The 14,690-nt window shown below is 65.1% G+C and carries 15 protein-coding genes; 7 read left to right on the top strand and 8 right to left on the bottom strand.

Translation table 11 applies throughout. The annotated features are described in order from the left end of the window. Positions 1–83 precede the first annotated feature (83 nt). The gene (locus QZ497_RS04365; RefSeq protein WP_295471388.1) at positions 84–986 is read left to right on the top strand and encodes a DMT family transporter; all 903 of its coding nucleotides are present in this window, start codon (positions 84–86) and stop codon (positions 984–986) included. Here the strand turns inward: QZ497_RS04365 and QZ497_RS04360 are convergent, their stop codons facing one another. Together QZ497_RS04360 and QZ497_RS04355 are read right to left on the bottom strand one after the other, a co-directional pair. Beyond that, positions 987–1,961, bottom strand: a complete 975-nt coding sequence (locus QZ497_RS04360) for a D-glycerate dehydrogenase (protein WP_295471386.1) — start codon at positions 1,959–1,961, stop codon at positions 987–989. A 142-nt stretch (positions 1,962–2,103) separates the two neighbouring features. After that, complete coding sequence (locus QZ497_RS04355; RefSeq protein ID WP_295471384.1) at positions 2,104–3,042, bottom strand: LysR family transcriptional regulator; 939 nt, start codon at positions 3,040–3,042, stop codon at positions 2,104–2,106. 200 nt (positions 3,043–3,242) lie between these two features. Between QZ497_RS04355 and QZ497_RS04350 the strand changes: the two genes are divergently transcribed. From QZ497_RS04350 to QZ497_RS04325, 6 genes are all read left to right on the top strand, one after another. Then, positions 3,243–4,742 carry an efflux transporter outer membrane subunit gene (locus QZ497_RS04350; protein ID WP_295471383.1) on the top strand — a complete coding sequence of 500 codons (1,500 nt, stop codon included), beginning with the start codon at positions 3,243–3,245 and terminating at the stop codon, positions 4,740–4,742. Between the two features lie 101 nt (positions 4,743–4,843). Continuing rightward, positions 4,844–7,018 (top strand): FUSC family protein, encoded by a 2,175-nt coding sequence (locus QZ497_RS04345; RefSeq protein ID WP_295471381.1) that lies wholly within the window; start codon positions 4,844–4,846, stop codon positions 7,016–7,018. Continuing rightward, complete coding sequence (locus tag QZ497_RS04340; RefSeq protein WP_295471379.1) at positions 7,008–7,208, top strand: DUF1656 domain-containing protein; 201 nt, start codon at positions 7,008–7,010, stop codon at positions 7,206–7,208. The genes QZ497_RS04345 and QZ497_RS04340 overlap by 11 nt, the downstream gene beginning before the upstream one ends. A gap of 23 nt (positions 7,209–7,231) precedes the next feature. Further along, positions 7,232–8,116 (top strand): HlyD family secretion protein, encoded by an 885-nt coding sequence (locus QZ497_RS04335; RefSeq protein ID WP_295471377.1) that lies wholly within the window; start codon positions 7,232–7,234, stop codon positions 8,114–8,116. 71 nt (positions 8,117–8,187) lie between these two features. Next, positions 8,188–8,568 carry a type II toxin-antitoxin system RelE/ParE family toxin gene (locus QZ497_RS04330; RefSeq protein ID WP_295471376.1) on the top strand — a complete coding sequence of 127 codons (381 nt, stop codon included), beginning with the start codon at positions 8,188–8,190 and terminating at the stop codon, positions 8,566–8,568. Further along, complete coding sequence (locus tag QZ497_RS04325; RefSeq protein ID WP_295471374.1) at positions 8,552–8,854, top strand: helix-turn-helix domain-containing protein; 303 nt, start codon at positions 8,552–8,554, stop codon at positions 8,852–8,854. The genes QZ497_RS04330 and QZ497_RS04325 overlap by 17 nt, the downstream gene beginning before the upstream one ends. Before the next feature lie 119 nt (positions 8,855–8,973). On the opposite strand, the gene QZ497_RS04320 is transcribed toward QZ497_RS04325, so the two are convergent. The 6 genes from QZ497_RS04320 to QZ497_RS04295 form a co-directional block, all read right to left on the bottom strand. Beyond that, complete coding sequence (locus QZ497_RS04320) at positions 8,974–9,795, bottom strand: SDR family oxidoreductase (RefSeq protein WP_295471372.1); 822 nt, start codon at positions 9,793–9,795, stop codon at positions 8,974–8,976. Positions 9,796–10,064: 269 nt separating this feature from the next. Further along, complete coding sequence (locus tag QZ497_RS04315) at positions 10,065–10,529, bottom strand: multidrug transporter (RefSeq protein ID WP_295471370.1); 465 nt, start codon at positions 10,527–10,529, stop codon at positions 10,065–10,067. Positions 10,530–10,597: 68 nt separating this feature from the next. Continuing rightward, positions 10,598–10,963, bottom strand: coding sequence for a hypothetical protein (locus tag QZ497_RS04310; RefSeq protein WP_295471368.1), 366 nt, complete (start codon positions 10,961–10,963; stop codon positions 10,598–10,600). Positions 10,964–11,195: 232 nt separating this feature from the next. Further along, positions 11,196–12,647, bottom strand: a complete 1,452-nt coding sequence (locus QZ497_RS04305) for a mannose-1-phosphate guanylyltransferase/mannose-6-phosphate isomerase (RefSeq protein ID WP_295471366.1) — start codon at positions 12,645–12,647, stop codon at positions 11,196–11,198. Between the two features lie 161 nt (positions 12,648–12,808). After that, positions 12,809–13,492 carry an alginate O-acetyltransferase AlgF gene (locus QZ497_RS04300; RefSeq protein ID WP_295471365.1) on the bottom strand — a complete coding sequence of 228 codons (684 nt, stop codon included), beginning with the start codon at positions 13,490–13,492 and terminating at the stop codon, positions 12,809–12,811. Between the two features lie 13 nt (positions 13,493–13,505). Next, positions 13,506–14,681, bottom strand: a complete 1,176-nt coding sequence (locus tag QZ497_RS04295; protein ID WP_295471363.1) for an alginate O-acetyltransferase — start codon at positions 14,679–14,681, stop codon at positions 13,506–13,508. Between the last annotated feature and the right edge of the window lie 9 nt (positions 14,682–14,690).

Raw genomic sequence — 14,690 nt, 5'->3', positions numbered from 1 at the left:
GGGGCAACCGCTAAATGCGCAAGATTGTGCAAGCGGCCCGGGCCTGCCGTGCAGAGAATCCAGGCTCACACAGGAGCCACATCATGAACCTCTCGCTTTACCTGCTCACCGTGCTGATCTGGGGCACCACCTGGATCGCCCTGAAACTGCAATTGGGCGAGGTGGCCATTGCCCTGTCGATCGCCTATCGCTTCGGCCTGGCGGCGCTGCTGCTGTTCGTCGTGCTGCTGTTCAGCGGGCGCCTGCAAGCGGTCGACCGGCGCGGGCAGTGGATCTGCCTGGCCCAGGGCCTGTGCCTGTTCTGCCTGAACTTCATATGCTTCTACACCGCCAGCCAGTGGATTCCCAGCGGCCTCATCGCGGTGGTGTTCTCCACCTCGACGCTGTGGAATGCCCTCAATGCCCGGCTGTTCTTCGGCCAGCGCATCGCCCGCAACGTGCTCACCGGAGCGGCCCTGGGCCTGACCGGGCTGGCCTGCCTGTTCTGGCCCGAGCTGGTCGGTCATCCCGCCAGCCAGGAGACCCTGCTGGGGCTGGGCCTGGCCTTGCTTGGCACGCTGTGCTTCTCGGCGGGCAACATGCTCTCGACCCTGCAACAGAAGGCCGGCCTCAAGCCGCTGACCACCAATGCCTGGGGCATGCTCTACGGCGCTGTGCTGTTGAGTCTGTATTGCCTGGTCAGTGGCGTACCGCTGCATTTCGAGTGGACGACGCGCTATGTCGGCTCGCTGCTGTACCTGGTGATTCCGGGTTCGGTGATTGCCTTCACCGCCTACCTGACCCTGGTCGGGCGTATGGGCGCGGAACGTGCCGCCTATTGCACGGTGCTGTTCCCGGTGGTGGCGCTGAACATTTCGGCCTATGCCGAAGGCTACCAGTGGACGCTGCCGGCACTGGCCGGCCTGGCGCTGGTGATGGCGGGTAACGTGCTGGTGTTTCGCAAGCCGCGCGCCGTGGTGGCCACGGCGGCGGGCAAACTGGCCTGATCAGGCCTTCCAGGCCTGCGGGTTGACCAGGTTCTGCGGACGCTCGCCGAGCAGGGCGCTGCGCAGGTTCTGGCAGGCCAGGTCGGCCATCGCCTGGCGGGTCTCGGTGGTCGCCGAACCGATATGCGGCAGGGTCACGGCATTGCTGAGCTGGAACAGTGGCGACTCGGCCAGCGGTTCCTTCTCGTAGACGTCCAGGCCGGCGCCGCGCAGGGTACCGTTCTGCAACGCCTCGATCAGTGCCGGCTCGTCGACCACCGGGCCACGCGAGATGTTCACCAAGATGGCACTCTTCTTCATCAGCGCCAGTTCGCGGCGGCCGATCAGGTGGCGGGTCTTGTCACTCAGCGGCACCACCAGGCAAACGAAGTCGGCTTCGGCGAGCAGTTGATCAAGCGTTCTGAACTGCGCGCCCAGTTCCTGCTCCAGGGCGGTCTTGCGGCTGTTGCCGCTGTACAGGATCGGCATGTTGAAGCCCAGGCGGCCGCGACGGGCCACGGCGGCACCGATGTTGCCCATGCCGACGATACCCAGGGTCTTGCCATGCACATCGGTGCCGAAATGCGGCGGCTCGATGCTGCGTGTCCAGTGGCCGGCCTTGGTGTAGGCGTCCAGCTCGGCGACCCGGCGGGCGCTGCTCATGATCAGCGCGAAGCCCAGGTCGGCAGTACTCTCGGTCAGGACGTCCGGGGTGTTGGTGAGCAGGATGCCACGCTCGGTGAGGTAGTCCACGTCGTAGTTGTCGTAGCCCACCGAAATGCTCGACACCACCTGCAGATTCTTCGCGTCGGCCAGTTGCTCGCGGCCCAGCTTGCGTCCGGCGCCGATCAGGCCATGGACCTCGGGCAGCGCTTCGTTGAACTGCGCCGCGATATCCCCCTGTTTCGGGTCGGGGATGATCACATTGAAGTCCTGCGCCAGGCGTTCGGCCATTTGCGGATTGACACGGCTGAAGGCGAGTACGGTTTTTTTCATTGTGCGGTCACTCTCGAGCGGTTGAATGCGTAGCACGCTAACATTCCGGGCCTTCGTGGTCAGCCGTTTTCTTATCGGACGACTGACGAGAACTCGCCTGGTCCTTTAAGGCTGGAGCCGTTCCTGCCGATGTGCGCCAGGCCTAGGCCGGAGTATGCGCCTGCAGGTCTGTCTCGTCGGCGGCGAGGATGGCCGGGAGGGTGCTGCGCAGGTATTCCACCCAGGTTTTGATCTTCGCGTCCAGGTACTGGCGCGAGGGGTACACGGCGTACAGGTTGAGTTCCTGGAAGCGGTAGCGCGGCAGCACGCGCACCAGGGTGCCATCGCGCAGGCCGTCGATGGCCGAGTAGATCGGCAGGATGCCCACGCCCATGCCGCTGGCGATGGCGGTCTTCATGGCTTCGGCGGAATTGACCAGGAACGGCGAGCTGTTGAGGCTGACGCCTTCCTGGCCATCCGGCCCGGTGAACTGCCACTTGTCCAGCGGGAACACCGGGCTGACCAGGCGCAGGCAGTCATGGGTGAGCAGGTCGGCGGGTCGATGCGCCATGCCGCGCCGCGCGATGTAGGCGGGGGAGGCGCAGACGATGCTGTAGGTGATGCCCAGGCGTTGCGAGACGAAGCCCGAGTCCGGCAGTTCGCTGGCCAGCACGATGGACACGTCATAGCCGTCTTCCAGTAGGTCGGGCACGCGGTTGGTCAGGGTCAGGTCGAACGACACGTCCTTGTGATCCTGGCGGTAGCTGGCAATGGCATCGATGACATAGTGCTGGCCGACGCCGGGCATCGAATGCACCTTCAATAGGCCGGCGGGCCGGGCATGGGCATCGCTGGCCTCGGCTTCGGCCTCTTCGACATAGGCGAGGATCTGCTCGCAGCGCTGCAGGTAGCGTTTGCCGGCTTCGGTCAGGGCGATGCGCCGGGTGGTGCGATTGAGCAGGCGGGTCTGCAAGTGCGCTTCCAGATTGGATACGGCGCGCGAAATGTTGGCGGTGGTGGTATCCAGTTGTGCGGCGGCCGCAGTGAAGCTGCCCGCTTGCGCCACGCAACTGAAGGCGCGCATGTTTTGCAGGGTATCCATGAAGTTTCTCGGAAGAAAAGGCGTACACGGTTTGGGTAAATTGTGACACGAAGTTACCAGTCCCTGTCTATCCACCCAGCGGCATTCTTGCCGTTCCTGCAATAAAGATTCACATTCGGCCCCGCTTATCGCTGCCTCGGCCGCCCCCTAGAATCGCGGCATTCACAGTCGTTTCATTTCCTCCTGGGGAATTTGCAGCAGTGCCGCGTTGCATCGTCAGAGGGCTCAAGACCCTCAGTGTCCTGGCAGCCTCCGTGTTGCTCAACGGCTGTATTTCCACTCACGGCATCCAGCCGCTCAGTGACGACCTTCCCACCCATGACCTGGGCATCGACCTGGCCGACCGTGAAGCCAGCTGGCCGGCTGCGCAGTGGTGGCGCGCCTACGGCGACCCGCAGCTTGACGCCTGGGTGGCGCAGGCCAGTGCCGGCAGCCCCAGCCTGGCTGCGGCTGCCGCACGGGTGCGCCAGGCCCGGGCCATCGCCGGCCTCAGCCAGGCGCGTGAAGCGCTGCAGGCCAATGCTACGGGCCACCTGGCGCGACGCGGCTGGCCCGACGATGGTTTCTACGGCCCCGGCAGCCTCGCCAGCACCCAGACCTGGGATAACGACCTGGCGGTGGCGCTGAGTTTCGACCTCGACCTGTGGGGGCGTGAGCACAACGCCAGCGAGCAGGCACTGGACCGGGTGCACCAACGTGCCGCCGAACAGCGTCAGGCGCAGCTGGAGCTACAGGGCAACGTGGTGCGTGCCTATATCGAGCTGGCCCTGCAGCATGCGCGGCTGGAGATTCTCGAATCGACCCTGGGCCAGCAGCGACAGATCCTCGACCTCGCCCAGCAGCGCCTGCAAGCCGGTATCGGCACGCAGCTGGACGTGACCCGCGCCGAGGCGCCGCTGCCTGAGACCCATCGGCAGATCGACGCCTTGCACGAAGCTATCGCCTTGAGCCGTCAGCAACTGGCGGCCCTGGCCGGGCTGGGGCCGGAGCAGGGGGCCAGCCTGCGGCGGCCAACCCTGGCGCTGCGCCAGGCATTGGCGTTGCCAGCGGCGCTGCCGGCGCAATTGCTCGGGCAACGCCCGGATGTGGTCGCCAGCCGTTGGCAGGTTGCGGCCGAGGCGCGTGGCATCGAGGTCGCCCGGGCCGGTTTCTATCCCGACGTCGATCTACGCGCCAGCTTCGGCTACATGGCCACCGGCGGTGGCGTGCTGGCATTTCTCGACGCTCGCAAGCAGGCCTGGAACGCCGGCCCGGCGCTGAGCCTGCCGATCTTCGACGGTGGCCGCCTGCGCAGCGAACTGGGTCAGGCCAATGCCGGTTACGACTTGGCGGTCGCGCATTACCGGCAGGTGCTGGTCACGGCCTTGCAGGAGGTGGCCGGCCAGTTGTCGCGCCGTCAGTCGTTGGAGCAGCAGCAGGCCCTGGCCGCAGAGTCGGTGAGCAAGGCGGCCAAAGCCTGCGACCTGGCGCGGCTGGCCTGGCAGCGTGGCCTGGTGGACTACCTCGATGTGTTGCAGGCCCAGACCCAGCTGTGGCGTCAGCAGGACATTCAGCAGCAGGTCGAGGCCGCGCGCCTTGGCGCCTACGCGGGGCTGCTGGTGGCCTTGGGTGGTGGCCTGCAGGCCGGCGCAGACAGCCCCGCCGAGCCGCGCTTGCGCGCCCCTGCCACGGCAGGCGGACTCGCCCAGCTGAACCCTTGATTCCTGATTCCGCAAACCCCTTTGGCGATGACTGAACCGATGAATGCTGAAATGTCCCGAACGGCCCTACGCGCCTGCGCTCGTTTCATGGAGTGGCGGCAGTGAGCCTGGCCCTGCAACGCGTTGGCGGCCTGCCCTGGCGTCGTGAATTCGACCTTTGGCTGCGCAGCGATGGCGTGACTTGGGTGTACGTCGCCAAGGTGCTGCTGGCCGCTTTCCTGACCTACTGGCTGGCGCTGCGCCTGGAATTGCCACAGCCGCGTATTGCGGTGATCACCGTAGTGCTGGTGATGCAGCCGCAGAGTGGCCAGGTGTTTGCCAAGAGCTTCTACCGGCTGCTCGGCACGCTGGCCGGCTCGGCGATGATGGTGCTGTTGATGGCTCTGTTTGGTCAGGACTCGGTGCCCTTTCTCGGTTGCCTGGCGTTGTGGGTGGGGCTGTGCGCGGCGGGGGCTGCGCGCTTTCGCAACTTTCGCGCCTACGCCTTCGTGCTGGCCGGCTACACCGCCGCCTTGATCGGCCTGCCGGCCCTGTCGCAACCCGAGACGGCATTCATGGCGGCGGTGTGGCGGGTCCTGGAAATCTTCCTCGGCATTCTGTGTTCCACCCTGGTCAGCGCGGCGATTCTGCCGCAGAGCGCCAGCGCGGCGCTGCGCAACAGCCTGTTCCAGCGCTTCGGCCGGTTTGCCCGGTTCGTCGTCGATGGCTTGCGCCATGGCCACGATCAGGCGGCGTTCGAGGCCGGCAACCTGCGCTTCGTCGGCGAGGCCATCGGCCTTGAAGGGCTGCGCAGCGTGACCCTGTTCGAAGACCCGGCCATGCGTCGGCGCAATGGTCGGCTGAACCGCCTCAACAGTGAGTTCATGGCCATCACCACGCGCTTCAATGCCCTGCACCAGCTGCTGGAGCGCCTGCGCAGCCAGCGCCTGGGCTTCGTATTGCGGCAGGTCGAGCCAGGGCTGCACAGCCTGGCGGCGTTGCTCGAACACTGCGCCGACCAGGCGCTGACCCTGGATGACGCCGCGCGCCTGGTGATCCGTCTGGAACACTGGCAGGCCGACCTGCCACCCATGGTGCGGCGCCTGCGCCGGGAGCTGGAAGCGGCCGCTCCCAGCCAGGATGAACGCCTGGATTTCCACACCGCCTTCGAGTTGCTCTACCGCCTTGCCAGCGAACTGCATAACTACGCCCTGACCCACGCGTCGCTGGCTGACCATAATCACGTGCGTGAGCAGTGGGAGGAGCCCTTCGTCAATCGCACCCATGGCATGGCGGTGCTGGGCGCCGGTGTCCGCGCCACCCTGGTGGTGGCGCTGATGAGCGCCTGGTGGGTACTCACCGCCTGGCCCAGTGGTGCGACGCTGATCCTGGTTGCGGCAGTGACCGTGGCGCTGTCATCGATGAACGCCAATCCCTGGCGCATGTCGCTGCAGATGGCCTGCGGCACCGCACTTGGCGCGCTGTTCGGCTTCGTCGAGACTTTTCTGGTGTTTCCGCGTATCGATGGCTTCCCCTTGCTGTGCCTGGTGCTGGCCCCGGTGTTGGCGCTGGGCACCTTTCTGTCGTCGCGGGTGCAGTGGTCGGGCATCGGGCTGGGGCTGATGCTGTTCTTCTGCATGGGTACGCTGCCGGGCAACCTGACGCTCTACCAGCCTTACCCATTCATCAACGATTACCTGGCGATGCTGGTCGCGACCCTGGTGTGCAGTGCCGCAGGGGCCGTGGTGCTGCCGCCCAACAGCCGCTGGATGTGGCGCCACCTGGAGGATGACCTGCGCCGTCAGGTGGTGTTCGCCATCAGCGCGCCGCTCAAGCGTCTGGGATCAAGCTTCGAGAGCCAGACCCGCGACGTGATGCACCATGCCGATGCCCTGGCCGCCGGCCGACCCGAGGTTCGCCAGCAGTTGCTGCGCTGGATGTTCGTGGTGCTGGAAATCGGCCACGCGATCATCGAGTTGCGCCGCGAACAGGCGTTGCTGCCGGTGCACCCCAGCTACGCCGAGCACCGTTCGTGGCGTTTGTCGATCCGTAGCATGGGGCGTGCGCTGATCCGCCTGTTCATTCAACCAGACGCGCGCAATCTAGCGCGCAGCCTGGCGGCGGTGGAGCGGGCCATCATGCGGGTCAGGCAGACCGACGAGCCCTTCGCTTCGCATTTCGACACCTCGCCGCTGCGGCGGGTGGAGAGCTACCTGCACTTCATCCGCACCTGCCTGCTGGACCCGCGTTCACCGCTGGCTGCCCATACCCGCCGAGGGATTGCCAATGCCGCGTGAAATCGCGTTCTTCGACCTGTACATGCCAAGCATGGGCCTGTTGTTCGTGCTGGCCATGATCCTCGCCTGGCTGCTCGACCGGCTGCTATCCGGGCTGGACCTGTACCGGCTGTTCTGGCACCCGGCGCTGCTGCGCCTGAGCCTGTTCGCCTGCCTGTTCGGCGCGTTGGCGCTGCCCCTTTATCGTTGAAGCCTGGCTCGGGAAAACCTGGGATGAAAAAGCTGTTCAGTCTTGCCGCGACGCTGTCGATTCTCGCTCTGGCCGTGGTGCTGGGGCGTGCCGTGTGGGTGCACTACATGGATACGCCCTGGACCCGCGACGGGCGGGTCAGGGCCGACATCATCAACGTCGCGCCGGATGTCTCGGGGTTGGTGGAGCGGGTGGCGGTGCGTGACAACCAGGCGGTCAGCAAGGGTGACCTGCTGTTGCAGATCGACGCCGAGCACTATCGCCTGGCGGTGCGCCAGGCGCGTGCCGAAGTCGCTGCACGCAAGGCCGCCTGGGACATGCGCGCCGCCAACGCGCGGCGCCGCGCCGACATGGATGCCCTGGTGATCTCGGCGGAGAACCGCGATGACGCCGGGCATCAGGCCCTGGCCGCACAGGCCGAATACCAGCAGGCCCAGTCGCGCCTTGAGGCTGCCGAACTGAACCTGGCACGCACCCAGGTGCGCGCCTCGGTGGATGGCTATGTCACCAACCTCAACGTCCACCCCGGTGACTATGCCCACGCCGGCGAAGCCAAGATGGCGCTGATCGACCGCCACTCCTACTGGGTATACGGCTTCTTCGAAGAAACCAAGCTGCCACAGGTGCACGTCGGTGACCGCGCCGAGCTGGAAATGATGAGCGGCGAACGCCTGACCGGCCGAGTGGACAGCATTGCCCGCGGCATCTACGACCGCGACAACCCGCAAAGCCGCGAACTGCTCGCCGACGTCAACCCGACCTTCAACTGGGTCCGCCTGGCCCAGCGCGTGCCCGTGCGCATCCACCTCGACCCGATGCCGGAAGATTTCGTTCTCGCGGCGGGCATGACCTGCACGGTGATTCTCAAGCCAGAGGGCACCCAGCAGAGCAGGGCCACAACTCGATAGATATGTACCGCATGGCGTTGACGTGCCCATGGAAAAGTATGCCCGTTACGGGTATGTTCGGAGGCGTTGGCATGCAGGTACTCAAGCGCAGGGATTTCATGCGGTGGCAAGCGCAGCAGGGGGTGGCAGATGCCTGCCTGTGTCGTGCGGTCGAAGATATGCAGCGTGGCCTGATCGACGCCGACCTGGGGAGCGGCTTGTACAAACAGCGCATCGCTCGGGAAGGCAGCGGTAAAAGCCGGGGCTATCGAACCCTACTGTCTGTCAAGTTCGGCGATCGATGTGTGTTCCTGCATGGTTTTGCCAAAAGCGAAAAGGCAAGCGTCTCGGCAATCGAAAAAAGAGCGCTACAACATGCCGGTAAGGTTTTTCTAGAGCTGTTATCACATCAGCTCAATGAGGCTATTTCCCTGGGGCTGCTGATAGAGGTTCGTTGTGAGCAAAATCATTGAATCCCTTTCCCGCGACATGAGCGCTCTTTACCAGGCGGGCTTGATCGACAAGGTTACGATGCGAGAATTCGAAGCCCTGTCACCTTCCCCTGTACGCGAGTTCAGCGCGTCAGATATCCGCCTGTTGCGTGAACGGCTGAGGTTCAGTCAGCCAGTATTTGCCCTTCACCTGCATACCTCGGCGTCCACGGTCAGGAAGTGGGAGCAGGGAGAAACGCGCCCGGCTGGCCCGGCGCTCAAATTGCTGAATGTCATTGCCGAAAAGGGCATTCAAGCGATTCTCTGACTGTCAGCGATACCCGGGGGCCGTTCAACCTACAGGTAGAAGCGGCTTCAGCGGGGCAGAGGTCGGTAAGTCACCGCGTCTGCCGGGAATCTGCACCGGCCTTCTCCTTTGCCAACGTGCTAGGGCAACTGGCGGTCGAGGCCGAAGCGTTTTTTCAGCACCCATTCCAGCAGCCCCTGCGGCAGCCAGCGGGCCATCAAGGGCAGGGAGCGAGCACCGTTGCCCAGGCGCAGCAGGCGCGGCGGGTTCGAGCGTTGCAGGGCGCCCAGCACGCCCTGGGCGAAGGCCTCGGCAGAGGTCGGGTGGTCCTGCGAGGCGCGGGCGCGGGCGCGGATGCCTTCGCGCAACGGCCACCAGGGCGACTGCTCGGCCATCAGCTGTTCGGCCTCCTGGCTGGCATTGCTGGCGAACTGCGAGGCAATGGCGCCTGGCTGCACTTCCATGACCCGAACCCCGAACGGTGCCAGTTCCATGCGCAGCGCGTCGCTCAGTGCATGCACGGCGGCCTTCGACGCGCAGTAGGCACCCGCGAATGGGGTGACTAGCACCCCGGACACGCTGCCGATGTTCACCACCAGCCCGCGCTTGCGCCGCAGTGCCGGCAGCAGGGCCTGGGTCACGCCGACCACGGCGAAGACGTTGGTCTCGAACTGGCGCTGCATCGCGTCCACGCCGCCGTCCAGCAGTGGCCCCATGGCGCCGTAGCCAGCGTTGTTGATGAGGATGTCCAGCCCCTCGGGCTCAAGGCGCGTGGCCAGGGCCTGCACGGCCGGCGCGTCGTTGACGTCCAGTTGCACGGCGCGGAAACCGGCGCCTGCCAGGGCTTCGACGTCAGCCGGCTTGCGCGCGGTGGCCCACACATCGTGGCCGGCCGCACGCAGGGCATCGGCCAGGGCGCGGCCGATACCGCTGGAGCAACCGGTGATTAGCGTTACGGGCATGAAGAATCCTTAGGTTTTGTACGAAAAGTGCCTGCGCTCGGCCATGCTGCGTTAAAAACCGGCTGGATCGCCAGTCCGGTGGAGCGCCACCCGGTGGATCGCCACCCGGTCGGAATGCTCATTTACTCCAGTAAAGTCGGCCGCGACTCCGAGCTTTCCTCGCCTGTTTTGACTCGCTGGCGCTCGCCCTTCGGGTCAGCCTGCGGCTGTTACTCGCTTCGCTCGTTGCGCCTTGCCTGACCTTCGCTCGGCGACTTTTCGTACAGAACCTAGTTCGAGAAGCTGCCTTGCAGATGCTCGGCGCGAAATTCGAGGCTGTCGGGGCGGTAGCCGCTGCGCAGGGTGGGGAGGGGCAGGCATTCCTGCCATGCGGCGCCGGCCTGGAGTTCACCCGGGCCGCGGTAGCGCGCCGAAGTATAGGTGTTGTCGACCAGGTTGACCGTGTCGCCCGGTGCGTAGGCGCCCACCTGCCAGCGCAGCTCGACCAGCGGCACGCTGTTGGTGTTGGTCAGCCTGATCTGCAGGGGCCGGTCGGCCGGGCAGCTTTGTCGAGCCAGACTCAGGCGCAGGTCGAGACGTTCGAGCTGGCGGGTTTCACGGTGGTCTTGCCAGATCACCAGGGTGGCGACCAAACCCAGCGCCACGGCGGCCACCAGCGACACTGGCAGGGCCTTGGCCGGGTAGCGCAGCAACAGGATGAGCCAGGTGACGATCAACAGCACGCCGATCAGCATGGAGGTGCTCCCGCATGACAATGCGGCTCATCCTACCCAAAGGCGAGGGGACTTGGCCATGCACAGGCTCAGCAGAAGATCGCCGTTTCCGAACCCGGCGAGCGCACCCAGCGTTGCGTGCCTCGGCGGCGCAGCAGGGCGACGGCGACCACTTCGTCGTCCAGGTCGAAGACGGCCTGCAGGTCATGCTTGTAGAACTCGGCCTGGGCGCCCTGGGTGTCGATGTCGGCTTCGGCCTGCAGGCTCCTGCTGGCGTCCGGTGTGGCCAGCAGGACCAGCCGGACCCGGTCATACGCTTGCGGGTCGACGGCGGGAAGCTGTACGCGCAGGAAGGCGGCGTCGAGGTTGATGAGCTGGTCGGTGCTGTCCACCAGGATCGGCCGTGGCAGTGAGTCATCCGGTTCGGCAGTGTACAGATCAATGTCGTCAGTCATGTCGGCGTTCTCCTCATACCGGGCCTCATGCCAGGCCCAGGGGCGATTCTCTTCCACTTTAGGCGGCTGGCCGGCCATACGGCACTGGCAGAACTGTCAGTGGGCGACCGGTGGACACGCCATACGTCACTTGCTGCGCCGGGCCGCCAGAGGCATGAACGACGACGGCCCCGCCCCTGTCGCGCAGCAGCCAGTGCGCGACAGGGGCGGGGCCGTCAGGCCTGCGCCGGGATCAGCGAGCGATGGTCTGGGTACGCACACCCGACTCGACCGAATCGGTACGCCCGTAGACGTCTTCGAAGCGTTCGATGTCGTCTTCGCCCAGGTAGCTGCCCGACTGCACTTCGATGATTTCCAGCGGGATCTTGCCTGGGTTCTTCAGGCGGTGCACCGAGGCGATCGGGATGTAGGTCGACTGGTTCTCGGTGAGCAGGAACACGTTCTCGTCGCAGGTCACCTGGGCTGTGCCGGACACCACGATCCAGTGTTCGGCGCGGTGGTGGTGCATCTGCAGCGACAGGCTGGCACCCGGCTTGACCGAGATGCGCTTGACCTGGAAGCGGCCGCCCATGTCCACCGAGTCGTAGGAACCCCACGGACGGTAGACTTCCAGATGGCTCTGGGTCTCGCTACGGCCCTGCTCGTTGAGGGTGTTGACCATCTGCTTGACGCCCTGGACCTTGTCCTTGTGGGCGATCATCATCGCGTCCTTGGTTTCCACGACCACGATGTTGTCCAGACCGATCACCGACACCAGCTTGCCGTTGCCGTGGATCATGCAGTTGCGGCTGTCCTGGATGACCACGTCGCCCTTGGTGACGTTGCCGTTCTCGTCTTTCTGGTGAACGTCCCACAGCGACGACCAGCAGCCCACGTCGCTCCAGCCGGCAGTCAGCGGCACCACGCAGGCGCGCTGGGTCTTTTCCATCACCGCGTAGTCGATGGAGTTGTCCGGGCAGCAGGCGAAGGTGGCTTCGTCGATCTCGATGCCGCCGTCTTCATGCTTGCTGCGCTCAAGGGTCAGCACGCAGGTTTCGTAGATGTCCGGATCATGCTTTTTCAGCTCTTCGAGGAAGCGGCTGGCGCGGAACAGGAACATGCCGCTGTTCCAGTAGTAGCCGCCGGCCTCGACGAATTCCTGGGCACGTTTTTCGTCAGGCTTCTCGACGAAGCTCTGCACGCGGCGCACGCCTTCAGGCAGCAGCGAGTCGCCAGTGGACTTGATGTAGCCGTAGCCGGTTTCCGGCTTGGTGGCCGGCACGCCGAACAGCACCATCTCGCCACGCTCGGCGGCCACGGTGGCCAGGGCCAGGGCGCGCTGCAGGGCCTTCTGGTCTTCGATCACGTGGTCGGCCGGCAGGACCAGCATCAGATCGTCTTTGCCTTCGTTGACCATCATCATCGCGGTCAGGGCCACGGCCGGCGCTGTGTTGCGGCCGAAGGGCTCCATGATCACTGCCTGGGTCTCGAGGTTCACTGCCGCCAGCTGCTCGTTGACGATGAACCGGTGCTCCTTGTTGCACACCACGATGGGCAGTTCCATGCCTTCGAACACCAGGCGCTCGAGGGTCTGCTGGAACAGGGTGTGTTCACCGGTCAGGGCCAGGAACTGCTTGGGGAATTGCTTGCGCGACAGTGGCCAGAGTCGAGAACCGCTACCGCCTGACAGGATGACTGGAATCATTTTGTGTCTCTCCGAAAACGTTCAAAAAGGGGCTGTACGGGTTACTGCCATTTGCGTCTTGTCATTGTTTCCTGGGTCCTGCACGGCGCCGGTATTTCCCGCCGGCCTGCCATGCAGTTCCCCGGTGCCCGGTGGTCGAGCCGACCGGGCACACGCATCACTTAGCGGGTTTCGACCGGTGGCTTGACCCACACCGGCGACAGGTTGCTGCCGCTGCCGGTGACGTACAGCACGGCTGCTTCGCCGCGCTCCAGGGCGACCGGCTTGACGTCAGCGACTTTCTTGTCGCCGCTGTACAGGGCCAGGCTGACCTTCACCGGGTTGATTTCACGCTGGCCGGTGCCCTTGGCGGAGACGGCCTGGACCACGTCGGTCTTGCCATCGGCGGTCTTCAGGGTCAGCGACTGGTCGCTGAGGTTCTGCAGGCGTACCAGGGACTTCTGCTTGTTCTTGAACGGTGCTTCCTCGACCAGCAGCGGCTTGCCGCTGGCAGGGTTGACCAGGGTGTAGTAGTGGTCGCCAGCCAGCTTCACCGGCATGCTCTGGCTGCCCACCTTGGCGGTGTAGTCGCCGCCAGGCATGAAGCTGAACGCGGTGCTGCCCAGGGGCGCGACGTCGTTGAGGTTGGTGTTGCCGACGGTGGCGCTGACTTCGCTGTTGCTGGCGTTGTACACGCGGATGAAGGTCGAGCCTTTCGGCGCGGTCGGGCCGTACAGCGCGGCGTCACCGGCGGCATAGGTCGGCAGGGAAACCATGCCCAGACCGAGGCTCAGGCCCATGGCCAGGGCGCAGCGCTTGATCAGGGTGTTTTTGGCCGAACGATTGGCAGTGTTCTTCAAGGTCATAAGGACAGTCCTCTCAGTTTTGCGCCCGCTCGGGCGACTCGGATGGTTGGGTGTTCAGGGCCAGGTTGTCCTGGCTGCCAGGGGTTTTCTTCAGCTGAGCGATCCAATTGGCATCGAATTCGCGCAGGTCGTTGTGGGCCGGCAGGTAGCGCTCGGGGAATTCCCAGATCACCACTTGCGGCGGGTTGTTCTTGAAGTCGTCGGTCTGCAGGTACTTGAGCATCGGCAGGATCGGACCATGGCCGTCTTCGGCGTAGTTCACCACGTCGCTGCGCAGGGCCTGCTTGAGCGCGCCGACGAAGTTCCAGTTGGGGTTGGCGCTGTAGCTGGTGCCGACCAGGCCGACCGGAATGTCGCTGTCGGCGAACAGCGCGTCCTCACCCTCGCCAGTGCCGCCGGCCGCTTCGGTGGTGCGCTTGTCCAGGGCGTCCGGCTTGGGCAGCAGGTTGCTGAACAGCGGGTCGAGCGGCAGGAAGTTGGTCAGGTCGCCCTTGTAGGGCTCGGTGCCCTTGTCGGCGGTGACGAAGGTCTGCGGCTCGGCTTCCAGCGGTGCCTGGCTGGCGATGGTCTGGCCCAACTGCTGCGCCGCCACCTCGGCACCCATCGGCGTCCAGTGGGTGTCGGTGCGCAGAAACACCTGGCCACGTTGCTTGGCGTCGCGCAGCGGTTGCAGCAGGTCAGGGGCCAGGATACCGGCCTGGGCCGCTTGCTCGTGGAAGCGCTGGTACAGGTCCTGGTGCAGGCGCGCCGGGGTCTGCTCGCCGATGTGCTCCGGGTACAGGCGGGTCTTGGCCGGAATGATCGCCAGCACCAAGCGGGTACCCTGTTTGTTCAGGGTCTCCTTCACACCGCGCACCAGGGCCAGGTTGTCGGCCATGTTCTGCTCGCCGTGGGCGATGGCGTCGAACTCTTCATCGGTATACAGCCACTGGTCCTTGCCCAGTACCACGCCAGGGCGACCTTCGTTGAACAGCTTGTAGTCCAGCGCGGCCCAGAGGTTGGTGCCCAGGCGCTTGATGGGAAACTCATCGTCGTAGTGGGTTTCCACGGCCTTGGTCCAGCGCCCGTTGAGCACGGTCTGCTCCGGGGTCTTGGTAAAGCTGCCGAAGCTGCGCAGCGACCAGATGCCCAGCACCAGCAGCAGGCCCATGAAAGTCACGACGTAGAGGATGCGTAATGAACGGGTCATGTCTGGCTC

Origin of the sequence: uncultured Pseudomonas sp., assembly GCF_913777995.1 — a bacterium.
Lineage (GTDB): Bacteria > Pseudomonadota > Gammaproteobacteria > Pseudomonadales > Pseudomonadaceae > Aquipseudomonas.
Note: the sequence above shows the minus strand (reverse complement) of the source record. Positions and strands in the feature narration are given on the sequence as shown.